The organism is Pseudomonas alkylphenolica (assembly GCF_004025535.1).
Taxonomy (GTDB): domain Bacteria; phylum Pseudomonadota; class Gammaproteobacteria; order Pseudomonadales; family Pseudomonadaceae; genus Aquipseudomonas; species Aquipseudomonas alkylphenolica_A.
On the sequence record NZ_QJRG01000033.1, the window covers coordinates 226,968 to 250,650 of the forward strand.

At 60.5% G+C, this 23,683-nt stretch carries 22 protein-coding genes and 1 riboswitch; of the genes, 10 read left to right on the forward strand and 12 right to left on the reverse strand.

Annotated elements, in window-relative coordinates:
- Positions 1-3: 3 nt before the first annotated feature.
- The 8 genes from DM813_RS01125 to tkt form a co-directional block, all read right to left on the reverse strand.
- Entirely contained in the window at positions 4-504 is a 501-nt protein-coding gene (locus DM813_RS01125) for a M48 metallopeptidase family protein (RefSeq protein ID WP_128321608.1), read from the reverse strand.
- A gap of 38 nt (positions 505-542) precedes the next feature.
- On the reverse strand, positions 543-2,663 hold the full coding sequence (locus tag DM813_RS01130; RefSeq protein WP_128321609.1) for a putative bifunctional diguanylate cyclase/phosphodiesterase: 2,121 nt from the start codon (positions 2,661-2,663) through the stop codon (positions 543-545).
- Positions 2,664-2,881: 218 nt separating this feature from the next.
- On the reverse strand, positions 2,882-3,946 hold the full coding sequence (gene fba, locus DM813_RS01135) for a class II fructose-bisphosphate aldolase (RefSeq protein ID WP_128321610.1): 1,065 nt from the start codon (positions 3,944-3,946) through the stop codon (positions 2,882-2,884).
- Between the two features lie 102 nt (positions 3,947-4,048).
- Positions 4,049-4,375 (reverse strand): MliC family protein, encoded by a 327-nt coding sequence (locus tag DM813_RS01140; protein ID WP_128321611.1) that lies wholly within the window; start codon positions 4,373-4,375, stop codon positions 4,049-4,051.
- A 51-nt stretch (positions 4,376-4,426) separates the two neighbouring features.
- A complete protein-coding gene (locus DM813_RS01145; RefSeq protein ID WP_128321612.1) occupies positions 4,427-4,678 on the reverse strand; it encodes a hypothetical protein in 252 nt (83 codons plus the stop codon).
- On the reverse strand, positions 4,678-5,841 hold the full coding sequence (locus tag DM813_RS01150) for a phosphoglycerate kinase (protein ID WP_128321613.1): 1,164 nt from the start codon (positions 5,839-5,841) through the stop codon (positions 4,678-4,680). The genes DM813_RS01145 and DM813_RS01150 overlap by 1 nt, the downstream gene beginning before the upstream one ends.
- A 12-nt stretch (positions 5,842-5,853) precedes the next feature.
- Positions 5,854-6,921, reverse strand: a complete 1,068-nt coding sequence (epd, locus tag DM813_RS01155; protein ID WP_128321614.1) for an erythrose-4-phosphate dehydrogenase — start codon at positions 6,919-6,921, stop codon at positions 5,854-5,856.
- 142 nt (positions 6,922-7,063) lie between these two features.
- Positions 7,064-9,061 carry a transketolase gene (gene tkt, locus DM813_RS01160; protein ID WP_128321615.1) on the reverse strand — a complete coding sequence of 666 codons (1,998 nt, stop codon included), beginning with the start codon at positions 9,059-9,061 and terminating at the stop codon, positions 7,064-7,066.
- 259 nt (positions 9,062-9,320) lie between these two features.
- On the opposite strand from tkt, the gene DM813_RS01165 reads away from it, so the two are divergent.
- From DM813_RS01165 to DM813_RS01180, 4 genes are all read left to right on the forward strand, one after another.
- Complete coding sequence (locus DM813_RS01165) at positions 9,321-10,322, forward strand: ArsR/SmtB family transcription factor (RefSeq protein ID WP_128321616.1); 1,002 nt, start codon at positions 9,321-9,323, stop codon at positions 10,320-10,322.
- Positions 10,323-10,334: 12 nt separating this feature from the next.
- A complete protein-coding gene (gene metK / locus DM813_RS01170) occupies positions 10,335-11,525 on the forward strand; it encodes a methionine adenosyltransferase (protein WP_038615329.1) in 1,191 nt (396 codons plus the stop codon).
- A 153-nt stretch (positions 11,526-11,678) separates the two neighbouring features.
- Positions 11,679-13,364, forward strand: a complete 1,686-nt coding sequence (ligB, locus tag DM813_RS01175) for an NAD-dependent DNA ligase LigB (RefSeq protein WP_128321617.1) — start codon at positions 11,679-11,681, stop codon at positions 13,362-13,364.
- Between the two features lie 129 nt (positions 13,365-13,493).
- Positions 13,494-13,880 carry a DUF1090 domain-containing protein gene (locus DM813_RS01180; protein WP_128321618.1) on the forward strand — a complete coding sequence of 129 codons (387 nt, stop codon included), beginning with the start codon at positions 13,494-13,496 and terminating at the stop codon, positions 13,878-13,880.
- A gap of 79 nt (positions 13,881-13,959) precedes the next feature.
- Here DM813_RS01180 and DM813_RS01185 read toward each other — a convergent pair whose 3' ends face one another.
- A complete protein-coding gene (locus DM813_RS01185; protein ID WP_128321619.1) occupies positions 13,960-14,409 on the reverse strand; it encodes a c-type cytochrome in 450 nt (149 codons plus the stop codon).
- A gap of 130 nt (positions 14,410-14,539) precedes the next feature.
- Here DM813_RS01185 and mltA point away from each other — a divergent pair, with 130 nt between their 5' ends.
- The gene (gene mltA / locus DM813_RS01190; RefSeq protein ID WP_128321620.1) at positions 14,540-15,691 is read left to right on the forward strand and encodes a murein transglycosylase A; all 1,152 of its coding nucleotides are present in this window, start codon (positions 14,540-14,542) and stop codon (positions 15,689-15,691) included.
- Between the two features lie 61 nt (positions 15,692-15,752).
- Here the strand turns inward: mltA and DM813_RS01195 are convergent, their stop codons facing one another.
- Together DM813_RS01195 and DM813_RS01200 are read right to left on the reverse strand one after the other, a co-directional pair.
- Positions 15,753-16,139 (reverse strand): MAPEG family protein, encoded by a 387-nt coding sequence (locus DM813_RS01195; RefSeq protein WP_128321621.1) that lies wholly within the window; start codon positions 16,137-16,139, stop codon positions 15,753-15,755.
- Between the two features lie 25 nt (positions 16,140-16,164).
- Positions 16,165-16,998, reverse strand: a complete 834-nt coding sequence (locus DM813_RS01200) for an EamA family transporter (protein ID WP_128321622.1) — start codon at positions 16,996-16,998, stop codon at positions 16,165-16,167.
- Between the two features lie 221 nt (positions 16,999-17,219).
- On the opposite strand from DM813_RS01200, the gene DM813_RS01205 reads away from it, so the two are divergent.
- A complete protein-coding gene (locus DM813_RS01205) occupies positions 17,220-18,455 on the forward strand; it encodes a cation:proton antiporter (RefSeq protein ID WP_128321623.1) in 1,236 nt (411 codons plus the stop codon).
- A 72-nt stretch (positions 18,456-18,527) separates the two neighbouring features.
- On the opposite strand, the gene DM813_RS01210 is transcribed toward DM813_RS01205, so the two are convergent.
- Positions 18,528-18,926 (reverse strand): acyl-CoA thioesterase, encoded by a 399-nt coding sequence (locus DM813_RS01210; RefSeq protein WP_128321624.1) that lies wholly within the window; start codon positions 18,924-18,926, stop codon positions 18,528-18,530.
- A gap of 183 nt (positions 18,927-19,109) precedes the next feature.
- A riboswitch (S-adenosyl-L-homocysteine riboswitch) is annotated at positions 19,110-19,214 on the forward strand.
- A gap of 21 nt (positions 19,215-19,235) precedes the next feature.
- On the opposite strand from DM813_RS01210, the gene ahcY reads away from it, so the two are divergent.
- From ahcY to DM813_RS01230, 4 genes are all read left to right on the forward strand, one after another.
- Positions 19,236-20,645 (forward strand): adenosylhomocysteinase, encoded by a 1,410-nt coding sequence (gene ahcY / locus DM813_RS01215; protein ID WP_128321625.1) that lies wholly within the window; start codon positions 19,236-19,238, stop codon positions 20,643-20,645.
- Between the two features lie 95 nt (positions 20,646-20,740).
- Complete coding sequence (gene metF, locus DM813_RS01220) at positions 20,741-21,586, forward strand: methylenetetrahydrofolate reductase [NAD(P)H] (protein WP_128321626.1); 846 nt, start codon at positions 20,741-20,743, stop codon at positions 21,584-21,586.
- Between the two features lie 103 nt (positions 21,587-21,689).
- Positions 21,690-22,772, forward strand: coding sequence for a hypothetical protein (locus tag DM813_RS01225; RefSeq protein ID WP_128321627.1), 1,083 nt, complete (start codon positions 21,690-21,692; stop codon positions 22,770-22,772).
- Positions 22,773-22,837: 65 nt separating this feature from the next.
- Positions 22,838-23,623: a substrate-binding periplasmic protein gene (locus DM813_RS01230; protein WP_128321628.1), complete on the forward strand. Its 786-nt coding sequence runs from the start codon at positions 22,838-22,840 to the stop codon at positions 23,621-23,623.
- Positions 23,624-23,683: the final 60 nt, after the last annotated feature.

Here is a 23,683-nt window from a genome sequence, read left to right on the forward strand (position 1 = left end):
GGCTCACCCGATAGCAGGCAGCTCGCGGTACGTCAGGTAAACACGCAAGTCGAACTCCAGTTGATGGTAGCCCGGCTGCATGTGTTCGCAGAGCTGGTAAAACGCTTTGTTGTGGTCACTTTCTTTCAAGTGCGCCAACTCGTGCACGACGATCATCTTCAAAAACTCGGGTGCGGCCTCCTTGAACAGCGAGGCAATGCGAATTTCCTTTTTCGCCTTCAGCTTGCCGCCCTGCACCCGTGAAACGGCGGTGTGCAAGCCCAGGGCCCGATGGGTCAGGTCCAGGCGGTTATCGAACAGTACTTTGTCCAGGTTCGGCGCGTTGCGCAGGTACTCCTGCTTGAGGCCCTGCGCGTAGCCGTACAGCGCCTTGTCACTCTGAATCCCGTGCCGCTGCGGGTATCGCTGCTGCAGGTAGTCGCCCAGGCGATTGCTGGCAATCAATTGCCGGACCTGGTCTTGCAGGGCAGCAGGATAAGCTTGAAGGTATTTGAGCGGTGTCATGGTCGTGCAGCAGGCAAGTAAAGATGCAGTGTACCCAACTAAACCTGATGCCAGTCAAAAAAGCCCGGGAATGCGTCGGCATCGCCAGGCGTCAGCGGGTGGGCCAGTAGAAAGCCTTGAACATAGTCGCAACCATTGGCCTGCAACCAGTCTGCCTGCTGACGGGTTTCGACGCCTTCGGCAATGACACTGATTCCGTAGGATCGACAGGCCGCAATCACGCAACGGACCAAGGTGGCATCGAGGTTCGACTCCGGTAATCGCTGCACCAGGTGACGGTCGAGCTTCAAGGTGTCGATCGGAAGATCGCGGATCATGCGCAGCGAACAGTCACCGGCGCCAAAATCATCCAGTGCGATGCGCACGCCCAACGCCCGCAACCGGTGCAGTTGTTTCATGGCATCGTCAATGTCGTAACGCAAGGATGTTTCGGCGACTTCGACTTCCAGTTGGGCCGGCTCAATGCCCTGATTGAAGATGACCCGTTCCAGCTCTTCCGCCAGGTTCGGCATGGCGAACTGCACACGGCTCAAACTGATGCTCAACACCAGGCTGGCATCGTAGCGCTCATACCAGGCCCGCCGCTGCGCCGCCCCCTTTTGGTAGATCCAGCTGGCCAGCCGCGTGATCAGGCGCGCCTCCTCCAGCAAGGGCAGGAACAATCCGGGCGGCACGTCACCGACACTGGGGTGATTCCAGCGCAACAACGCCTCGAAGCCCCGCAGCCGGCCATCAGCCAACGCCACTTGCGGTTGGTAGACCAGACGGAACTCGTTGTGCTCGATGGCACCGCGCACACTGTCTTCAAGCATCAGCCGCGAACGCGCGCGACCATTGAGGTCCTTGTCGTAATACCGGTACTGCTGGCGTCCCGACTGTTTGGCAGCATACATCGCGGCATCCGCAGCGCGCAGCAAGCCGTCGAGACTGGCGCCGCACTCTGGGTAGGTGGCGATGCCGATGCTGACCCCAAGCGTAACCTCCGAGCCGTCGATCTCGCGGTAGATCGACATGCGCTCGATCAGCTTTTCAGCGCAGCGTGCGGCCTGTTCGGGGTACTCCAGCGAGTCGAGCAGGGCGGTGAACTCGTCGCCGCCCATACGCGCAAGAATCGCACAGGAACCCAGGCAATCCTTGAGCTGCTCGGCGACCCAATGCAACACCCGGTCACCGACCTCATGCCCCAACGAGTCGTTGATGCGCTTGAACCCGTCCAGGTCCAGATATAGCAGCGCTTGCGGCCGGTCGGCACGCTCGTTGCGCAACAGCGCACTTTCTGCGGCCTGGTAGAAGCCGCGGCGATTGAGCAGCCCGGTCAGCGGGTCGGTAATCGCCTGGTACTCGAGTTGCTGGTGCAGATTGCGCACCACCGACATATCCAGCACGGTGACCACCATTGCCCGCTGCTCACCCGGCAGCGGCGCACACGACAGCGCTACCGGTATCGGGTGACCACCTGCCGTACGCAAGACGGCATCGTGGATACGCAAGGTGCTGCGGTCATGGTAAGCCTGGTGAAAGAGCGAACCCTGCCACGCGCCAGCACCCGGCGATTGCACGAAATCCAGCAGCCCAGTGCCCGGCAGGTGCTCGAAGGCTACATCGAGCAAATTGGAGATCGCCGGGTTGGCATAACGGATCAAGCCATCCTCAGCCACCACCAGAATGCCTTCGGCGGCATTCTCAAGGACCGAGGCGTTGAACGCCCTCGCCGCCTCCAGATCGTGACTCAAGCGTTGCAATGATCGCCGGTTTCGCTGCTGCTCCAGCAACGCCTGCACCTTGGGCTTGAGAATCTGGGGGTCGAAAGGTTTGAACAGGTAATCCACTGCGCCGCTGGCGTAGCCTTTGAGCACGGCCGCCTGGGACTGTTCGTTGGCCGTGAGGAATATGATCGGTGTCAGGCGGGTGCGCTGGCTGCCGCGCATCAGCCGCGCCACTTCAAAACCGTCCATGCCGGGCATCTGCACATCCAGCAGGACCAGGTCGACATCGTGTTCAAGCAATGCACTGAGGGCTTCTGTACCGGAACTTGCAGTCAATACCTGCCAGTCCTGACGAGCCAGCAGGGCACGCATGCTGATCAGGTTCTCGGGATAATCATCGACGACCAGTAGTACCGAACTGCCATCGTTTGACGGAGGTTGCGCGCAATCCATGCTGCTTCTCTTGTAAAACTGACTTCAAACTTCGAGTGAAATTCGAAATTAACTCTAGACCCGGCCGTAACAAATCTGAAGTCATCAGATTGCCATCACCACGGTAAAGTTCCTTTAGCCGACTAACGGCCTGTCCGCTCGGGCCATAACTACCCTGTACATGGCGCGAGAGGTACAAAAAAGCCCGCATTGCTGCGGGCTTTCGGGCTACCCGGGGCTTAGTTGACCTTGGCAGCCAACTCGCCCTTCAGGTAACGCTGGAACATGCCTTCCAGGGAGATCGGCTTGATCTTCGAGGCATTGCCAGCGGTGCCGAAGGCTTCGTAACGGGCGATGCACACGTCACGCATCGCGGTAACGGTGGCGCCGAAGAACTTGCGTGGGTCGAACTCGCTCGGGTTCTGTGCCATCAGGCGACGCATGGCACCGGTAGAGGCCAGGCGCAGGTCGGTGTCGATGTTGACTTTGCGCACGCCGTACTTGATGCCTTCGACGATTTCTTCAACCGGCACGCCGTAGGTCTCTTTGATGTCGCCGCCGTACTGGTTGATGATTGCCAGCCACTCTTGCGGAACCGAAGAGGAACCGTGCATTACCAGGTGGGTGTTGGGAATGCGCTTGTGGATTTCCTTGATACGGTCGATCGCCAGAACGTCACCGGTAGGTGGCTTGGTGAACTTGTAGGCGCCGTGGCTGGTGCCGATGGCGATGGCCAGGGCATCGACCTGGGTTTTCTTGACGAAGTCAGCGGCTTCTTCCGGGTCGGTCAGCATCTGGCTGTGATCCAGAACGCCTTCGGCGCCGATGCCGTCTTCTTCGCCAGCCATACCGGTTTCCAGCGAACCCAGGCAGCCCAGCTCGCCTTCAACCGAAACACCGCAGGCGTGCGCCATGGCGACGGTTTGCTGGGTGACGCGAACGTTGTACTCGTAATCGGTCGGGGTCTTGCCGTCTTCGCCGAGCGAGCCGTCCATCATGACCGAGCTGAAGCCCAGCTGGATCGAGCGCTGGCACACGTCAGGGCTGGTGCCGTGGTCCTGGTGCATGCACACCGGAATGTGCGGAAATTCTTCGATCGCAGCCAGGATCAGGTGGCGCAGGAATGGGGCGCCAGCGTATTTGCGAGCACCGGCCGAAGCCTGGACAATCACCGGAGAGTCGGTCTTGTCGGCGGCTTCCATGATGGCGCGCATCTGCTCGAGGTTGTTGACGTTGAAAGCTGGAACGCCGTAGCCGAATTCGGCAGCGTGGTCCAGCATCTGGCGCATGCTAATGAGTGCCATTGTGTATCTCTCTCCCGACAAGCGTCGTTTTAATCGTGCAAGCCTGCCGCAGTGGCGGTTGCTATTCAAGTAGTGTGGGCCGCCATCAGGCGGCCCGGCCAGTCACGGCGCCTTGCAGCCCCGCCCTATCAAATCGTTGGTGGCGACCCAGTACACCAGGCCTTCCTCACCCTTGCTGTGGAACGCCAGCACACCATCGCTGTACAAGCTGCCCGAGGCACCGGGTTCGGCTTTCAGGCGGTAAACCTGGTCGCCGCCGCCCAGGCGCACATCCACCTGCTGCTGACTGCTGTCGGCAAAACGCCAAAGCACTTCCGCCTGGCTGTCACACACCCAGCGCGTCCAGTTGTCCGACGGCGCCGGTGCAGGCGAGAAGCTTGCGCATCCACCCAGTACCGCCAGGGCCAGCACGGCCATGACTCCTTTCATTGAATATCCTCTAGCAGACCACAAACTGGCCGGTAGGTTGCCATCAACCGATCAAGGGCAACCCTGAGCCCGGCGCTGGTGTTCATCGTCGTATTTTTCCAGGCCATCCGGGCCGAGCCGCTTGTTGATCACCGGGACGGTTTCCGCCTGCCATTCGGACTGATAGCAGCCGCCTTTCGGCGCGCCCGGCTTATCAGCCGAAGGCTCCGGGGTGCTGGAGCAAGCGCCCAGCATCCCGACCAGGACAAACACAGGCAATCGCTTGACCATCAGGTCGCTCCCTTTGCCAGGCGCTGAGCGAATCAGGCCTTGGCCCGTTGTTCCAGTACTTCCACCGCTGGCAGGACCTTGCCCTCGACGAACTCGAGGAACGCGCCGCCACCGGTAGAAATGTAGGAGATTTGCTCGGCAACGCCATACTTGTCGATGGCAGCCAGGGTGTCGCCACCACCGGCGATGGAGAACGCCGCGCTCTCAGCGATAGCCTTGGCCAGCACCTTGGTGCCGTTGCCGAACTGGTCGAACTCGAACACGCCTACCGGGCCGTTCCACAGGATGGTCTTGGACGACTTCAGCAGCTCGGCGAAGTTGGCCGCAGTCTGCGGGCCGATGTCCAGGATCATGTCGTCTTCAGCCACGTCAGCCACCAACTTGACGGTAGCTGCGGCGCTTTCTGCAAATTCCTTGGCAACCACCACGTCGACAGGCAGCGGCACATTGACCTTGGCGGCAATGGCTTTGGCGGTGTCGATCAGGTCGGGCTCGTACAGCGACTTGCCAACCGGGTGACCGGCAGCGGCCAGGAAGGTGTTGGCGATACCGCCACCGACGATCAGCAGGTCGCAGATCTGGCTCAGGCTGTTGAGCACATCGAGCTTGGTCGACACCTTGGAGCCGGCAACGATGGCAGCCATCGGCTTGGCCGGGGCTTTCAGGGCCTTGCCCAACGCATCCAGTTCAGCGGCCAGCAGCGGGCCAGCAGCAGCGACGCTGGCGAACTTGGCCACGCCGTGGGTAGAACCCTCGGCGCGGTGGGCGGTACCGAACGCGTCCATCACGAACACATCGCACAGCGCAGCGTACTTCTGCGCCAGCTCGTCAGCGTTCTTCTTTTCGCCCTTGTTGAAGCGCACGTTCTCGAACAGCACGATGTCGCCGGCCTTGACGTCAACACCGTCCAGGTAGTCGGCAACCAGTGGCACTTCGCGGCCCAGGGCCTTGCTCAGGTAGTCGGCAACCGGCTTGAGGCTGTTCTCGGCAGAGAATTCGCCTTCGCGCGGGCGACCCAGGTGCGAGCACACCATTACGGCCGCGCCCTTTTCCAGCGCCAGCTTGATGGTCGGCAGCGAAGCCAGGATACGCGCATCGCTGGCAACCACACCGTCCTTTACAGGGACGTTGAGGTCTTCGCGAATCAGTACGCGCTTACCTTGCAGGTCGAGGTCGGTCATCTTCAACACGGTCATGAATGCAGTCCTTCAGGGCTGTTTACAAGTGGAGCGGGTTTGATTGACGACGTGCAGATAATGTTCGGCAACGTCGAGCATACGGTTGGCAAAACCCCATTCGTTGTCGAACCAGGCCAGCAGGTTGACCAGCCGGGGGCCGGAAACACGGGTCTGACTGGCATCGACGATCGCCGAATGTGGGTCATGGTTGAAATCACAACTGGCATGCGGCAGTTCAGTGTAGGCCAGCAAGCCCTTGAGCGGCCCGCTCAGGGCTGCATCACGCAACACCTGGTTGACCTCGGCCGCCGTGGTGTCGCGGGACGTCTGCAGGGTGATGTCCAGGCACGACACGTTAACCGTCGGCACACGTACGGCTTTGGCCTGAATTCGCCCGGCAAGTTCCGGCAACAGGCGTTCAATGCCACGTGCAAGGCCGGTGGACACCGGAATCACCGACTGGAACGCCGAACGGGTGCGACGCAGGTCTTCATGGTGGTAGGCGTCGATTACCGGCTGATCGTTCATTGCCGAGTGGATCGTGGTGATCGACACATACTCCAGGCCAAAGGCCTGGTCCAGCACACGCAGCAACGGAACACCGCAGTTGGTGGTGCAAGAGGCGTTGGAGACCAGCAGCTCACTGCCGTCCAGACAATCCTGGTTGATGCCATAGACAATCGTTGCGTCGACGTCTACTTCACTGGCCATGGGCTGGGAAAACAGCACTCGCGGGGCACCGGCATCAAGAAAACGCTGGCCATCGGCACGGGTGTTGTAGGCGCCGGAACACTCAAGCACCAGGTCGACACCCAGTGCGGCCCAGTCGATTTCTTCCGGCGTGGCACTGCGCAAGACTTTCACGCAGTCGCCGTTGATATGCAGACAATCGCCATCGACCTTCACCTCGCCGGGAAAACGCCCGTGGGTGGAGTCGAAGCGTGTCAGGTATTCGATGCTGGCCTGGTCGGCCAGGTCGTTCAGCGCAACGATCTCGAAGCCGGCCTTTGCCCCTCGCTCAAAGAGTGCGCGCAAAACGCAACGACCGATACGGCCGTAGCCGTTGAGTGCAACTTTGTAGGGACGCGGTTGGGGCATGGGATGCTCACGGAACAGAAGCGTTATCTGCAACCTATGGGATTTGAGGCGAGGCCATCGCGGATAAATCCGCTCCCACAGCGTTTTGTAGGAGCGGATTCATCCGCAATCAATCCAGCACCGCTCCCACAGAACAGCGGGATCAGTCTTCCAGCAGCTCTTCAGCGGTACCCAGGATGTTTTCCAGGGTGAAGCCGAACTCTTCGAACAAAGCAGCCGCCGGGGCCGATTCGCCGTAGGTGGTCATGCCGATGACACGACCTTCAAGGCCGACGTACTTGTACCAGAAGTCGGCATGGGCCGCTTCGATAGCGATACGCGCGCCAACCTGCAGCGGCAGTACCGATTGCTTGTACGCAGCATCCTGGGCATCGAACACGCTGGTGCACGGCATCGACACGACGCGGGCCTTGCGGCCTTGCTCGGTCAGTTTGTCGAAGGCCTGAACGGCCAGGCCGACTTCGGAGCCGGTGGCGATCAGGATCAGCTCAGGCTCGCCTGCGCAGTCTTTCAACACATAGCCACCACGGCTGATGTCGGCGATCTGGCCGGCATCACGGGTTTGGTGCTGCAGGTTCTGACGCGAGAAGATCAGTGCCGAAGGGCCGTCCTTACGCTCCAGCGCGTGCTTCCAGGACACCGCCGATTCAACGGCGTCGGCTGGGCGCCAGGTGTCCAGGTTAGGCGTGCTGCGCAGGCTGGTCAGTTGCTCGATCGGCTGGTGAGTCGGGCCGTCTTCGCCCAGGCCAATCGAGTCGTGGGTGTAGACGTGGATTACGCGCTGCTTCATCAGTGCCGACATGCGTACTGCGTTACGTGCGTATTCCATGAACATCAGGAAGGTTGCGCCGTAAGGCACCAGGCCGCCGTGCAGGGCAACGCCGTTCATGATGGCGGTCATGCCGAACTCGCGCACGCCGTAGAACATGTAGTTGCCGCTGGCATCTTCAGCGCTGACGCCCTTGCAACCTTTCCACAGGGTCAGGTTGGAGCCGGCCAGGTCAGCCGAGCCGCCGAGGAACTCTGGCAGCAGAGGACCGAAGGCGTTCAGGGTGTTCTGGCTGGCCTTGCGGCTGGCGATGGTCTCGCCTTTGGCCGCCACTTCAGCAATGTAGGCCGAGGCTTTTTCCGAGAAGTCAGCAGGCAGCTCACCGCTCAGGCGACGCTTGAGCTCGCTGGCCAGTTCAGGGAAGGCAGCGGCGTAGGCGGCAAAGCGCTTGTCCCAGGCCGCTTCGGCAGCCTTGCCGGCTTCTTTGGCGTCCCACTCGGTGTAGATGTCAGCCGGCACTTCGAACGGCGCATGGTCCCACTTCAGTTCTTTACGGGCCAAGGCGATTTCATCGTTGCCCAGCGGAGCACCGTGGCAGTCTTCCTTGCCCTGCTTGTTCGGCGAACCGAAACCGATGATGGTCTTGCAGCAGATCAGCGTTGGCTGCTCGCTTTTGCGTGCGGTGTCGATGGCGGTCTTGATCTCGTCGGCGTCATGGCCGTCGACATTGCGGATCACCTGCCAGCCATAGGCTTCGAAGCGCTTTGGCGTGTCATCGGTGAACCAGCCTTCGACTTCACCGTCGATGGAGATACCGTTGTCATCGTAGAAGGCAATCAGCTTGCCCAGGCCCAAAGTGCCGGCCAGAGAAGCGACTTCGTGGGAAATGCCTTCCATCATGCAGCCGTCACCCAGGAACACATAGGTGTGGTGATCGACGATGTTGTGGCCTTCACGATTGAACTGCGCACCCAGCACTTTTTCTGCCAGGGCAAAGCCCACAGCGTTGGCCAGGCCCTGACCGAGCGGGCCGGTGGTGGTCTCTACGCCCGGGGTGTAACCGAACTCCGGGTGGCCCGGGGTACGGCTGTGCAACTGGCGGAAGGCCTTGAGGTCGTCGATGGTGACGTCATAGCCGGTCAGGTGCAGCAGCGAGTAGATCAACATCGAGCCATGGCCGTTCGACAGCACGAAGCGGTCACGATCGGCGAAATTCGGGTTGGTCGGGTTGTGCTTCAGATAGTCGCGCCAAAGAACCTCGGCGATATCCGCCATGCCCATAGGGGCACCGGGATGGCCGCTGTTGGCCTTTTGCACGGCATCCATGCTGAGGGCACGAATGGCGTTGGCACGCTCACGACGGCTGGGCATCGCTTATCTCCTGGGCTTGAATTAGTTACGGTACGAAAAAAGGCGGCCATTTTCGCCCAGGCACGTGTCCGGGGGCAATGACGGATGGTCGATGCAGCGTGATTTTCCTGTGTTTAAGCGCAGATTCAGGGGTTAGCCCGGCCAAACAGCAGGATCGGTCGCGTGTGCTGCGACGATTTGCCCCGCTTATCGCGCAATATCAAAACTTTTTGATATTGCTCTTGCGAGGTGAGGGGTGCCCTGTCTAGACTGCCGCCCCATGAATGTACGTGCGCCCGCAATCCGCCCAGAGCAAAGCGAGGAGCTGGCCGCCTTATGCAAGGCGGGCGGCGACCCACTGCGCCTGAGTGTTCTGCGGGCACTGGCCAGCGATTCGTTCGGCGTGCTGGAACTGGCGCAGATCTTCGCCATTGGCCAGTCGGGCATGAGCCACCACCTCAAGGTACTGGCGCAGGCTTCCCTGGTGGCAACCCGGCGCGAAGGCAATGCGGTGTTCTATCGCCGCGCCTTGCCGGACGACCAGCGTTTGGGTGGCAAGCTGCACGCAGCCTTGCTGGAAGAGGTTGATGCACTGATCCTGGCTGATGACGTCCAGGCGCGCATCCATCAGGTACAGCAGCGCCGAGCCGCCACTAGCCAGGATTTTTTCCTGCGAGTAGAAGAGAAGTTTCGCGCCCAACAAGACCTGATTGCCGGCCTGCCCCAATACGGCGAAAGCCTGCTGGCGTTGCTCGACAAGCTCAGCTTTGCCCCCCACGCCAGCGCCCTTGAAGTCGGCCCTGGCGATGGCGAATTTCTGCCCGAGTTGGCCCGGCGCTTTGCCCGGGTCACCGCACTGGACAACAGCCCGACCATGCTCGAGCTGGCACGCCAGGTCTGTCAGCGTGAAGGCCTGGCTAATGTGAACCTGCAGTTGGCCGATGCACTCAGTGCAACGGATGTGGAAGCCGACTGCGTAGTGCTGAACATGGTCCTGCACCATTTCAGCGCCCCGGCCCAAGCCCTGCGGCAACTGGCCAACCGCGTAAAAGCAGGCGGCAGCCTGTTGGTGACAGAGTTGTGCAGCCATGACCAAAGCTGGGCCAGAGAGGCCTGCGGTGATATCTGGCTGGGTTTTGAACAGGACGACCTGGCCCGCTGGGCCAGCGCTGCGGGACTGGCTCCCGGGGACAGCCTTTATGTGGGCTTACGTAATGGTTTCCAGATTCAGGTCCGCCATTTTCAGCGACCGGCTGGCGACACTAACATCGGTAAATTTTAGGAACCCGTCGAGATGAGCGAATACTCCCTTTTCACCTCCGAGTCCGTGTCTGAAGGGCATCCGGACAAAATCGCCGACCAGATTTCAGATGCTGTGCTGGACGCCATCATCACCCAGGACAAATACGCACGCGTGGCCTGCGAAACCCTGGTGAAAACCGGCGTAGCGATCATCGCGGGTGAAGTCACCACCTCGGCCTGGGTAGACCTGGAAGAGATCGTCCGTAACGTCATCGTCGACATCGGTTACAACAGTTCCGACGTCGGCTTCGACGGCGCCACCTGCGCCGTGATGAACATTATCGGCAAGCAGTCGGTAGATATCGCCCAGGGCGTTGACCGCAGCAAACCGGAAGACCAGGGCGCCGGTGACCAGGGCCTGATGTTCGGCTATGCCAGCAACGAAACCGACGTGCTGATGCCTGCACCGATCTGCTTCTCTCACCGTCTGGTCGAGCGTCAGGCCGAAGCGCGCAAATCCGGCCTGCTGCCATGGCTGCGCCCGGATGCCAAGTCGCAAGTGACCTGCCGTTACGAAGGCGGCAAGGTTGTCGGCATCGACGCCGTGGTGCTGTCCACCCAGCACAACCCTGAAGTCTCGCAAAAAGACCTGCAGGAAGCGGTGATGGAGCTGATCGTCAAGCACACCCTGCCTGCCGAGCTGCTGCACAAGGACACCCAGTTCCACATCAACCCGACCGGCCAGTTCATCATTGGCGGCCCGGTGGGTGACTGTGGCCTGACCGGCCGCAAGATCATCGTTGACAGCTACGGCGGCATGGCCCGTCACGGCGGTGGCGCATTCTCCGGTAAAGACCCTTCCAAGGTTGACCGTTCGGCTGCCTACGCCGGTCGCTACGTGGCCAAGAACATTGTTGCCGCCGGCCTGGCCGAGCGCTGCGAGATCCAGGTGTCCTACGCCATCGGTGTAGCCCAGCCTACCTCCATCTCGCTCAACACCTTCGGCACCGGCAAGATCTCCGACGACAAGATCGTCCAGCTGGTTCGCGAGTGTTTCGACCTGCGTCCATACGCCATCACCACCATGCTCGACCTGCTGCACCCGATGTACCAGGAAACCGCTGCCTACGGTCACTTCGGCCGTATCCCGCAGCAGAAGACTGTCGGCGACGATACCTTCACCACCTTCACCTGGGAACGTACCGACCGCGTCGACGCCCTGCGTGCAGCTGCTGGTCTGTAAGCGTCAGCTACAAGCACCAATGCACAAGAGAAGCCCCAGCCGAGCGATCGGCTGGGGCTTTTTTGTGACATATCGGCTGACAACTCCAAGCGCTGTCCTGGGCAGCCATTGCCTAGGCTGAGGACTCCCTACCGCCAAGCAAGGATGCTGGCCATGTTGCTCAAGTTGCTCGCCTCGCTGCTCGCCACCGCCTACTTATCCACAGCACAGGCCGAGACGTGCCCCGCCTGGTCCGTCGAACGTGCGCAGCGCGAAATAAAGCAGCTGGGTGAAACCGTGAGCCGCTGGGATGCGCATTACCACGGCCAGGGCATTTCACTGGTGCCTGATGAACTTTATGACCAGAGCCGGCAACGCCTGACACACCTTCAGGCATGCTTCGATCACAAGCGTATCGACACGCCGTTAGCCAGCGCCCGCGGACCTGTCGCCCATCCCGTCCCGCATACAGGCGTGCTCAAACTGGCCGACGAACACGCCGTCGCTCGCTGGATGCAAGGCAAACAGCACATTTGGGTACAACCCAAAGTGGACGGCGTTGCTGTCTCACTGGTGTACCGTGAGGGCCGACTGCAGCAATTGCTCAGCCGCGGCGACGGAACACACGGGCATGACTGGAGCCGGCATATTCCATCCCTTGGCGGCATCACCCGAGAACTGCCGCAGCCACTCGACCTCACGTTGCAGGGCGAGCTTTACTGGCGCCTGGACGCGCATGTGCAATCCACTGCAGGAGGGCTCGGCGCACGCGGCACCGTGGCGGGTCTGATGGCACGCAATCAGTTGAGCAGCGCGCAGGGCGCAGGGATCGGCCTGTTCGTCTGGGACTGGCCAGCAGGGCCGAACACCCAGGCCGAACGACTGGCCAAGCTGAGTGCGCTGGGTTTCGCCGACAGTGAACGCTACAGCGTCGCTATCAACAGCCCGGCAGAGGCCGCGCATTGGCGCCAGCACTGGTACGGTACGGCCCTGCCCTTTGCCACCGACGGGGTGATCCTGCGTCAGGACAGCCGCCCACCCGCCGAGCGCTGGCGTGCAAACGCGCCGTACTGGATCGCCGCCTGGAAACACCCGCTCTCCCAAGTACTGGCCGAAGTACGCCAGGTGCATTTCAAGGTCGGGCGCACCGGCAAAATTACACCCGTTGTGCAATTGCAGCCCGTCGCCCTCGATGACCGGCGCATTACCCACGTCAGCCTGGGATCAGTCGCGCGCTGGCAAGCGCTGGACATACGCCCGGGCGATCACGTGACGATAAGCCTGGCTGGCCTTACCATCCCCCGCCTGGAAAACGTCGTGCACCGCAGTACTGTGCGCCAGCAGGTGCAGACGCCGAAACAAGGACAGTTCCATGCCCTGAGCTGCTGGCAGCCCAGCCCCGGCTGCGAAGAACAGTTCATTGCCCGCCTCACCTGGCTCAGCGGCAAGCAAGGGCTCGACCTACCGCGCATGGGGGCTGCCGTCTGGCGCAACCTGATGCAGGCTGGCCTGGTCAACAGCCTGAGTGACTGGCTGGCGCTCACGAGCGAACAGCTGCAGCCGCTACCGGGCTTCAACACCGCTAGCGCCGAGCAACTGATGCAGCGCGTCGACCTCGCACGAACACGCTCTTTCCAGCAATGGCTGCGCGCCTTGGGAGTACCAGCACCGCGCAACCTTGATCTGCGGTCGAACTGGCCAACGCTGGCAGCCATGACAGCAGCCCAGTGGTCCGGTGAGCCCGGTATCGGCGCTAACCGCGCCAAACAACTCGAAGCCTTTTTCACCCACCCGCAACTGGCCGCTGTGGCTGAGCAACTAGGGGTTCAAGGCATTGAAGGTTTCCACAACGCAGGTTAAAGAAGCCACCTGGCGAATCAGGATTTTTCTGACAATGCAGCCGAAAAGTCCACCTAGGGTTCCTTAATTCGCGAAATAAGGGCAGGATTTCCCCCAACCTTTACTGCTATGCCCCGAATGGAGGCGCCCATGAAAGTCTTTTCTTCGCTCATTCTCATGACTGCACTTGGCCTGGCTGCCAGTGCGCTGCAGGCAGCCCCGGAAGCAACGCCCCTGACCGGCTGTGCAGCCAAGAAAGCGGACATTCAACAACAGATTGACAAGTCCGTTAACCCTTTCGAAAAAGCCGGTCTTGAGAAAGCGCTGAGCGAAGTCAACGAGCACTGCACCGATGCCGGCCTGAAGAAAGAGCGCGAACAGAAAGTGCTCGACGCCCGTCACGAAGTGACGCAGCGCACCAAGGACCTGGACAAAGCCATGAAAAAGGGCGATGCAGAGAAGATCAACAAGCGCAAAGACAAGCTGGCCGAGTCCAAGAAAGAACTGCAGGAAGCACTGGACGCACTTGATAAGTAAGCCAACGGTTTAACGCTGTAGTTATCGCAGGGCCTGACTCCACCTGAGCGTGGAGCAAGCAGGCCCTGCGACCTTGTATTCAATGGTTACGAAATTCGGTATGACAGGCTTTGCAGGCTGCTTCAACCTTGTCGGTCGGCGCAGCCAGATCGGCCGCCTTCAGCGGTTGATTACGGGTAACGGCGACCAGTTCGCCGGTCGCTACCTCAAGCTGACGCGCCAACTCCTGGAAACGTGCCTGCTTTTCCCAGACGTCAGGGCGCGCACTGGTTTCGTCTTCCTCGCGAACCTGTGGAAAATGCTTCCACGGCTCACGGGACAAGGTGTCGAGCTGCACGGCGCCGTCGGCGAACTTCTGTCCGTTGAACGCCAACCGACCGCGCAGCATTCCGCCGAGGTCTTCACTGGTCTTGAGCATCTGTTTGAAAATGGTCTTGCGCTGGCCCAGCGGCGAATTGGGATCAACGCCACCACAGGCGGTCAGGGTCAGGCAGGCCAGCAGTACAACGGAGAGTCGCTTGAGCATCATGGTAACGTCGGCTTACGGGAAAAAGGCGGCCAGTATCCTCGCCTCACCGCCAAAGACCAATACCCTTATTAAATCTACGGATTGTTGCCCACGCCTCAACCCCCGGACAATCCGCTACGGAAACCCCTTCATGAAATTTCCTTTACGCCATCTGGGCTGGACACTCTCGGTACTGGCCCTGCTCACCGGTTGCAACGGCGGCGCCCCGGAAAAACCCAAGCCCCATGCGGTCGCCACCTACGTCAGCAGCACCTGGAAAGACCTGCCCCAGGTCAGCGATAGCGACCTGCTGGCCGGATTCGAAGCCTGGCGCAGTGCTTGCGAGCGCCTCAAGCGTGACGCCATCTGGGCGGGTACCTGTACTGCCGCCGCCAGTGTCCCCGCCGACAGTAATCAGGTGCGCAGCTTTCTTCAGGCACAACTGGATGTCTACAGCATGCGCTCGGGCGACAACAGTGCGAACGGGTTGATCACCGGCTACTACGAACCGGTTTACCCCGGCAGCCTGACCCAGACCGCCAGCGCGCATGTGCCGGTGTACGGCGTGCCGAACGACATGATCGTGGTGGCACTGGACAGCGTTTACCCCGAACTCAAGGGCAAGCGTCTTCGCGGCCGCCTGGAGGGTCGCGTGCTCAAGCCTTACGACACTGCTGAAGTGATCAACCAGCACGGTGTACCAGCCCCGGTACTGGCCTGGCTTACCGACCCGATGGACCTGCAGTTTCTGCAGATCCAGGGTTCCGGTCGGATTCAACTCGAGAGCGGCCGCCAGTTGCGTGTTGGTTATGCCGACCAGAATGGCCACCCTTATCGTCCGGTTGGGCGCTGGCTGGTCGAGCAGGGTCAATTGAAAAAAGAAGAAGTGTCCATGGGTGCCATTCACGCCTGGGCCGAGGCGAACCCGGCGCGCGTGCCCGAACTCCTGGCGAGCAACCCCAGCTATGTATTCTTCAGTACGCGTCCGGACAGTAACGAAGGGCCACGCGGTTCGCTCAACGTACCCTTGACCGCAGGCTACAGCGTGGCGATCGACCGCAAGGTAATTCCGCTGGGCAGCCTGCTGTGGCTCTCCACCACTCGCCCCGATGGTGCACCGGTAGTACGGCCGGTTGCTGCCCAGGACACGGGCGGGGCGATCACCGGAGAAGTGCGTGCAGACCTGTTCTGGGGCACCGGCGCCGAAGCAGGAGAACTGGCTGGCAACATGAAGCAGCAAGGGCAGATCTGGTTGCTATGGCCCAAAGGTGCAGCGCTGCCTGAAGTGCCGAAGGTGCTGTGATTCGATCGCGGGACGACCGCTCCTACCGTCATAGGGGGAGCGGACTTGCTCCGCGCTTGCGTCAGGCCGATACAACAAAAAACGAAACGATCAACCCCACGCCAACAAACCAGACCAGCGAGCGCAACGCCGCCCAGTCAGCCAGGTAGCAGATGATGTAGAGCAGGCGACTGGTGATGTACAGCACTGCCAGTACGTCCTGGGTCACCTGTTCGGCGTTACCGACAATGTCGGCGATAATCACTGCTGCGGCAAAAGCCGGAAACGCTTCAAAACTGTTCAGCTGTGCCGCATGAGCACGCCGCGGCAAGCCTTCGAGTTTGTCGAGAAACGCTCGCGGGTCGTGATTTTGCCGCAAGTTGAAACGTCCGCTCCCGAACTTGGCGATGCTGGTACACAGTACCGGCAGAAACATCGCAATCAATACACACCAAAGCGCAACGGTCATGGCTATTTCCTTATCGGTCGGGAAGTCAGAGTTTCATGATCAGCATGCCAATCAGCACCAGGGCACAAGCTAAGAGCCTGGGCCCACCAAAAGGTTCTTTGAGGTAGCGCATTCCGAACAGCACCACCAGAATCACGCTCACCTCACGCAACGCCGCCGCTTCTGCCACTGACCCCAACTGCATGGCCCAAAGCACCAGCGCATAACTGAGCAGCACGCACACACCGACGGCCAACCCAAGCCGCCACTGCAAGCGCCAGAACAGCACGAACGGCGCGCGTCGGGCAACACCGGCCAACAACGGAAAGGGCCATGCACTGAGCAGCGTCAACCACACAAGATAGTCCAGCGGCTGCGACCACAGCCGGATGGCCTGACCATCGAACCAGGTGTAACAACCGATGCACAGCCCGATCAGCGCCACCACCGGCAGCATCGACCAGGGCAGACGATCCCCGCCTCCGCCCTGCCAGAGCAAGCAGGCCATGCCACAGGGAATCAGCAGGATGCCAATGATCTGCTGGTTGCTCAGGGCTTCTCCGGCAAAGGTCAAAGTGAGAGCCAGCACCACCAACGGCGACAGCCCACGCATTAACGGATAAACCAGGCCCAGGTCGCCAACCCGATAGGCCTGGATCAACAAAAACCGGTAGAACTGCTCGAACAGTGCCGAGGCCAGCAACCAAGGCCAGACTTCTGCAGGCGGGAACTGCACGAAGGCAACCATCACCAGCGCAAACACCAATGCCACGGCGTCCATGCTGGCGATAACCAGCAGGCGCTCGCCGCTGAACTTGATCAGAGTGTTCCAGGTTGCATGCAGCAGGGCGGCAACCAGCACAAGGGAAGTGGCTAACACGCGAAGGTCCTTGGCAAGGCAGAAGGGTCATCATTGGCCAGCCACTATCTAAGCATTTACCCCGGCACTGCGTCGCGCACATTTGCCAACAACGGAAACCAAATCGTACAGGCGCGGTCAACGCATGCACTGAAAAACTGTGTCCCCGCACCCACGACAGGCCATCCAAGCACTGCCCGACGGAGTCGGGCGTCAAATCGGAAGCCATTACAGGACCTGGAATGCTTGAGCTTGTTGCTGCGTTTATCTGCCTCACCACCCTCCTCACCTACTTGAACTACCGCTTCATCGGCCTGCCGCCCACCATCGGCGTGATGGTCACCGCCCTGTTGTTTTCCCTGCTGCTGCAAGGCTTGAGTGTCATTGGCTTCCCGGGGCTTGAAGAGCGGGTGCAAAGCCTGATGAGCCAGATCGACTTCAACGACCTGCTGATGCACTGGATGCTGTCGTTCCTGCTGTTTGCCGGCGCCCTGCACGTGAATCTTGCCGACCTGCGCAGCTACCGCTGGCCCATCGGCCTGCTGGCCACCGTCGGGGTATTGATAGCCACCGTGGTCATCGGCTTCCTGGCGCACTGGATCTTTGCTTTGTTCGGCTGGCATGTCAGCTTGCTCTACTGCCTGCTGTTCGGCGCGCTGATTTCGCCGACCGACCCGATTGCGGTTCTGGGCGCCCTGCGTACCGCCAACGCCTCCAAACCGCTGAAAACCACGATTGTCGGTGAGAGCCTGTTCAATGATGGCACCGCCGTGGTGGTGTTCACCGTGCTGCTGGGTATTGCGCAACTGGGGGAAACCCCGAGCGTTGGCGAAACCACCCTGCTGTTCGCCCGTGAAGCTATCGGCGGAGCGTTGTTCGGCGGCCTGATCGGTTACATCACCTATCGCATGATCAAGAGCATCGAGCAGTATCAGGTCGAAGTCATGCTGACCCTCGCGCTGGTCATCGGCGGCTCGGCCATGGCCTATGAACTGCATGTCTCGGCGCCGATCGCGATGGTCGTGGCCGGCCTGATCATTGGCAACCTGGGGCGTAACCTGGCGATGAACGACATGACCCGTCGCTACATGGACGGTTTCTGGGAACTGATCGACGACATGCTCAACGCCCTGCTGTTTGCCCTGATCGGCCTGGAGCTGTTGCTGCTGCCGTTTTCCTGGATGCACCTCGCAGCGGCCGGGGTGCTGGCCGTGGCGATCCTGCTTTCGCGTCTGCTGACCGTCGCCCCGGCGATCCTGATGCTGCGCCGCTGGCGCAGCGTGCCCCGCGGAACCGTGCGCGTACTGACCTGGGGTGGCCTGCGCGGCGGCGTGTCGGTTGCCCTGGCCCTGTCGCTGCCTTCGGGTACCGAGCGTGATCTGCTGCTGAGCATCACCTATATCGTGGTGCTGTCGTCGATCCTGCTGCAGGGACTGACGATCGGGCGGGTCGTGCGCGGGGTCACCGAACAGCCTTGAGCGACGCAGCCATCGCCTGCAAGCCTGCTCCTGCCCGTGCGACAGGAGGAGACTTGCAGGTGAAGCGCTTGCTTACTCGACCGGAGTGTCGAACTGATCCTTGATGTATTTGATCTCGGTGCGCCCGTGCGCTGCCGGCAAACCATCCTCACCCAGGTTGACGAAGACCATCTTGTCCACAGTCAGGATGCTCTTGCGGGTGATCTTGTTGCGCACTTCACATTTGAGGGTGATGGACGTGCGCCCGAATTCGGTAGCGGTGATACCCAGCTCGATAATGTCGCCCTGGCGCGAAGCGCTGACGAAGTTGATTTCCGAAATGTACTTGGTGACCACACGCTGGTTGCCCAGCTGGACGATGGCATAAATCGCCGCTTCCTCGTCGATCCAGCGCAACAAACTGCCGCCGAACAAGGTGCCATTGGGGTTGAGGTCTTCAGGTTTTACCCATTTGCGGGTGTGAAAATTCATAACTGCTCCTGACCGTCTTGCCAATTGATGACGGTAATGATGGCAGAGCTCGCCCCCGGCCTCCATTTAACATCGACTATGGTCTCGATTAATCGACAGAAAGCCTTGGGCAGATACGCAGGCACGGCTATAATCGCGATCGCTTCAAAAACGGTCATCTGTACTTGATACCGTTCCCGCCACCTGTCCGAGGGGCGCTGCAGCAGGTTCCACCTGTCAGGCTCGGATGGGGCGTTGTCTGGCCAGGAATACCTGCCGACTCTAAACGCACAACGGCGCCCATTCGCACATTACGAATGGAGGCTCTTCATGAGCGCTGTAAACACGCCTGCCGGTTTTACCGATTTCAAAGTCGCTGACATCTCCCTGGCTGCATGGGGCCGTCGCGAAACCATCATCGCCGAATCGGAAATGCCTGCACTGATGGGCCTGCGCCGCAAGTACCTGCAAGAGCAACCGCTCAAGGGTGCGAAGATTCTCGGCTGCATCCACATGACCATTCAGACCGCCGTGCTGATCGAAACCCTGGTTGCCCTGGGTGCCGAAGTACGCTGGTCGTCCTGCAACATCTTCTCCACTCAAGACCAGGCCGCTGCCTCCATCGCCGCTGCCGGCATCCCGGTATTCGCCTGGAAAGGTGAAACCGAGGAAGAGTACGAGTGGTGCCTGGAACAAACCATCCTCAAGGACGGCGCCCCATGGGATGCCAACATGATCCTCGACGATGGCGGCGACCTGACCGAACTGCTGCACAAGAAATACCCGGCTGTTCTGGATCGCGTCCACGGTGTGACCGAAGAAACCACCACCGGCGTTCACCGTCTGCTGGACATGCTGGCCAAGGGCGAGCTGAAAATCCCGGCCATCAACGTCAACGACTCGGTCACCAAGAGCAAGAACGACAACAAATACGGCTGCCGCCACAGCCTGAACGATGCCATCAAGCGTGGTACCGACCACCTGCTGTCCGGCAAGCAAGCGCTGGTCATCGGTTACGGTGACGTGGGCAAGGGTTCTGCCCAGTCGCTGCGTCAGGAAGGCATGATCGTCAAGGTCACCGAAGTCGACCCGATCTGCGCCATGCAAGCCTGCATGGACGGTTTCGAGCTGGTTTCTCCGTTCATCGACGGTATCAACACCGGCACCGAAGCAAGCATCGACAAAGCCCTGCTGGGCAAGATCGACCTGATCGTGACCACCACTGGCAACGTCAATGTTTGCGACGCGAACATGCTCAAAGCCCTGAAGAAGCGCGCTGTGGTGTGCAACATCGGCCACTTCGACAATGAAATCGACACCGCTTTCATGCGCAAAAACTGGGCATGGGAAGAAGTCAAACCGCAAGTACACAAGATCCACCGTACCGGCGCTGGCGAATTCGACCCGCAAAACGACGACTACCTGATCCTGCTGGCCGAAGGCCGCCTGGTCAACCTGGGCAACGCCACCGGCCACCCAAGTCGCATCATGGACGGCTCGTTCGCCAACCAGGTACTGGCGCAGATCTTCCTGTTCGGCCAGAAGTACGCCGACCTGTCGCCTGCGCAGAAGGCCGAGCGCCTGACCGTTGAAGTGCTGCCGAAAAAACTCGACGAAGAAGTGGCCCTGGAAATGGTCCGCGGCTTCGGCGGCGTAGTGACCCAGCTGACTCAGCAGCAAGCCGACTACATCGGCGTGACTGTTGAAGGGCCGTTCAAGCCGCACGCCTACCGCTACTGATGGGCCAAAGCCGGTGACGCCGCAAGCGTTACCGGCTTTTTTCTGTAAGCCAGCCACCGGGCTGGCCTGCTTGATCGGTTTACCAGGATTTCGCCATGTCTCAGGAACGTCGTTACAGCTTCGAGTTCTTCCCGACCAAGACCGATGCTGGACATGAAAAACTGCTTGCCACTGCCCGCCAGCTGGCCAGCTACAACCCGGATTTCTTCTCCTGCACCTACGGTGCCGGTGGCTCGACCCGTGACCGCACGCTGAACACCGTGCTGCAGCTGGAAAGCGAAGTGAAGATCCCGGCCGCACCGCACCTGTCGTGTGTCGGCGACAGCAAAGAAGACCTGCGCAGCCTGCTGGCCCAGTACAAGGCCGCCGGCATCAAGCGTATCGTTGCCCTGCGTGGTGACCTGCCTTCGGGCATGGGCATGGCCAGTGGTGAACTGCGCTACGCCAATGAACTGGTCGAGTTCATCCGCCAGGAAAGCGGCGACCACTTTCATATCGAAATTGCCGCCTACCCGGAGATGCACCCGCAGGCGCGCAACTTCGAAGATGACCTGAACAACTTCGTGCGCAAGGCCAAGGCCGGTGCCGACAGCGCCATCACCCAGTACTTCTTCAACGCCGACAGCTACTTCTACTTCGTCGAGCGCGTGCGCAAGCTGGGCGTGGACATTCCGGTCGTACCGGGGATCATGCCGATCACCAACTACAGCAAGCTGGCGCGCTTCTCCGACGCCTGCGGCGCCGAAATCCCGCGCTGGATCCGCAAGCAGCTGGAAGCCTACGGCGACGACGTCCAGAGCATCCAGGCCTTTGGCGAGGACGTCATTACCCGCATGAGTGAACAACTGCTGCAAGGCGGTGCGCCAGGGCTGCATTTCTACACCCTGAACCAGGCAGACCCGAGCCTGGCGATCTGGAACAACCTCAAGTTGCCCCGCTGATCGGCACAATTTACCGTTAGTAACAATTGATGCAGATTTTGGACGGGCCTTGGCTTACGCTAAGGCCTTTCTGCAATTTACAACTAACGGATTATTGCGCTCCATGCCCCAAGGACATACCTCTACTCACCCGCAACTTGTTTACCTGGTATTCGGGGCCAAAACCTATCATCAAGAAGCACAGTTCAGCATCGTCAGCGCGCTGGCCAATCTGCGCAAGACACCTGGCGAAGCCTTGGACATCCAGGTCTACAGCGACGATCCCGCGCCTTACCAGCAGCTTCCGGTAACCGTCCACCCGCTCGATGCCGCCACGCGTGAAGCCTGGAACCAGCCCTACGGCTATCATTTTCGCAGCAAGCATGTCGTCCTGCGCCAGGTCCTGGCCAAGGCACCGATGGCTGTACTGATTGATACCGACACGTTCTTCCACCAGTCGCCCATCGAACTGTTCCGTCGCGTCGCTCCCGGCACATTGCTGTGCAATGCCATCGGCAGCACCTATGGCGCAGACAAACAATGCCCGCTGTTCCAACGCCTGGCGCCCATGCTTGAAGCACGCGGCCTGGCCGATCAGCAGATGCCGCTGCTCAATTCCGGCGTAATCGGGCTGACGCAACAGGACGCACCCTTGCTTGATCGCTCCATCGCTCTGATGGACGAGTACTACCCCCACGCCAATGGCGCCTACACCCTGGAAGAGTTCTGCCTGTCCGTGGCGGCCTACCGCAACCTGCAGGTCAATCAGTGCACCGACTTGATCCATCACTACTGGAGCCGCAAACAGTTGTTCCGCGCCAAGGTCCAGGCCTGGCTGGCCAAGCACCAGCAAGCCCCATTGAGCAGCGAGGCGCTGGAAGATGTCGCCCTGGTCAACGCCCAACTTCCCAAACCCCCTGCGCTGCAGCGCCTGGGCTACAAAGCGTTGAGCCTGACCCTGCCGGCCGAACAGCGCCAGTTCCTGCGCGAACTGATGTATGGCTGCTACCCGTACCCCAACGAATTCGACCGCGCCAGTGCCCCCGCGTGGTGGGACAAGGCGCTGGCAAACCTGAATGCCCGCCACCCACAACCGCTGTGCCCCAATAAGTTGAAGCAGTGGTTCGATCAACCCGGCATGCGCCTGAGCCTTGGCAGCAAACGCCGGGCCGTGCGTGATTCCCTGTTGAAGCGCGCACACCACTGAACGCCTTCTCAACGCTGCGCGCACGTCTACTAGCCATAGCCGTGCGCACGTCGTAATCTCCGGACATGCGTTATTTCCCCCGCCTGTTTGCCACCCTGTTGCTCACTTGCCTGAGCACGTTTGCCTGTGCCGAAAAATTGCTCATCGTCACCGAACCCTGGGCACCTTACGTGTACCTGGAAGACGGTCAGGCCAAAGGCATCGACTACGAGGTCACCGTCGAGGTGTTCAAGCGCCTGGGCGTGGAGGTGGACTGGCAGTTCCTGCCGTGGAAGCGCTGCCTGGCGATGATCGACCAAGGCCTGGCAGATGGCATCCTGGATATCTTCCAGACCGAAGAGCGCGACCGCTACCTGTACTACCCCGACGAACCCTTGTCGGAGGTGGCGTTTGTGCTGTTCTATGCCAACGCCCGCCCTCACCCGGTAGAGCGCCTGGAGGACCTGGCCGGGCTGACCATTGGCACCTCGCCCGGCTATACCTATTCGACAGCGTTCAATGAATCGTCTCGATTCAAGCGCGAACCGGCGCCAACCCATGAAGCCAATTTCGGCAAACTGCAACGCGGCCGTATCGATCTGCTCATTACTGACCGCCGCGTCGGGCGTTTTCTTGCCAGCGAACTGGGCCTGGCGCAGGACGTCAGCGAGCTACCACTGGTCGTCAACAGCCAGCACCAGTACCTGGCAATACGCCGCAACGCCGGAAAGGACTCACTGGCGCAACGTTTTGCCGAAGAGTTGCGCCGGTTCAAACGCGAGCCCGCTTATGCAGCCCTGAATGCCCGCTATGCCAGCATGGGGGATAAATTTCCAACCACCGTTGAGCAGCAGGAAAGCGGCACGCCGTGATTGCTCTGTTATACTCGGGCCTTCCCGCCAGGCTTACGCCCGGACGCTTGGCCTTGCAAA

Coding starts and splice junctions, on each gene's coding strand:
- DM813_RS01125 (WP_128321608.1), bottom strand. CDS start 504: ATGACACCGCTCAAATACCTTCAAGCTTATCCTGCTGCCCTGCAAGAC.
- DM813_RS01130 (WP_128321609.1), bottom strand. CDS start 2,663: ATGGATTGCGCGCAACCTCCGTCAAACGATGGCAGTTCGGTACTACTG.
- fba (WP_128321610.1), bottom strand. CDS start 3,946: ATGGCACTCATTAGCATGCGCCAGATGCTGGACCACGCTGCCGAATTC.
- DM813_RS01140 (WP_128321611.1), bottom strand. CDS start 4,375: ATGAAAGGAGTCATGGCCGTGCTGGCCCTGGCGGTACTGGGTGGATGC.
- DM813_RS01150 (WP_128321613.1), bottom strand. CDS start 5,841: ATGACCGTGTTGAAGATGACCGACCTCGACCTGCAAGGTAAGCGCGTA.
- epd (WP_128321614.1), bottom strand. CDS start 6,921: ATGCCCCAACCGCGTCCCTACAAAGTTGCACTCAACGGCTACGGCCGT.
- tkt (WP_128321615.1), bottom strand. CDS start 9,061: ATGCCCAGCCGTCGTGAGCGTGCCAACGCCATTCGTGCCCTCAGCATG.
- DM813_RS01165 (WP_128321616.1), top strand. CDS start 9,321: ATGAATGTACGTGCGCCCGCAATCCGCCCAGAGCAAAGCGAGGAGCTG.
- metK (WP_038615329.1), top strand. CDS start 10,335: ATGAGCGAATACTCCCTTTTCACCTCCGAGTCCGTGTCTGAAGGGCAT.
- ligB (WP_128321617.1), top strand. CDS start 11,679: ATGTTGCTCAAGTTGCTCGCCTCGCTGCTCGCCACCGCCTACTTATCC.
- DM813_RS01180 (WP_128321618.1), top strand. CDS start 13,494: ATGAAAGTCTTTTCTTCGCTCATTCTCATGACTGCACTTGGCCTGGCT.
- DM813_RS01185 (WP_128321619.1), bottom strand. CDS start 14,409: ATGATGCTCAAGCGACTCTCCGTTGTACTGCTGGCCTGCCTGACCCTG.
- mltA (WP_128321620.1), top strand. CDS start 14,540: ATGAAATTTCCTTTACGCCATCTGGGCTGGACACTCTCGGTACTGGCC.
- DM813_RS01195 (WP_128321621.1), bottom strand. CDS start 16,139: ATGACCGTTGCGCTTTGGTGTGTATTGATTGCGATGTTTCTGCCGGTA.
- DM813_RS01205 (WP_128321623.1), top strand. CDS start 17,220: ATGCTTGAGCTTGTTGCTGCGTTTATCTGCCTCACCACCCTCCTCACC.
- DM813_RS01210 (WP_128321624.1), bottom strand. CDS start 18,926: ATGAATTTTCACACCCGCAAATGGGTAAAACCTGAAGACCTCAACCCC.
- ahcY (WP_128321625.1), top strand. CDS start 19,236: ATGAGCGCTGTAAACACGCCTGCCGGTTTTACCGATTTCAAAGTCGCT.
- metF (WP_128321626.1), top strand. CDS start 20,741: ATGTCTCAGGAACGTCGTTACAGCTTCGAGTTCTTCCCGACCAAGACC.
- DM813_RS01225 (WP_128321627.1), top strand. CDS start 21,690: ATGCCCCAAGGACATACCTCTACTCACCCGCAACTTGTTTACCTGGTA.
- DM813_RS01230 (WP_128321628.1), top strand. CDS start 22,838: ATGCGTTATTTCCCCCGCCTGTTTGCCACCCTGTTGCTCACTTGCCTG.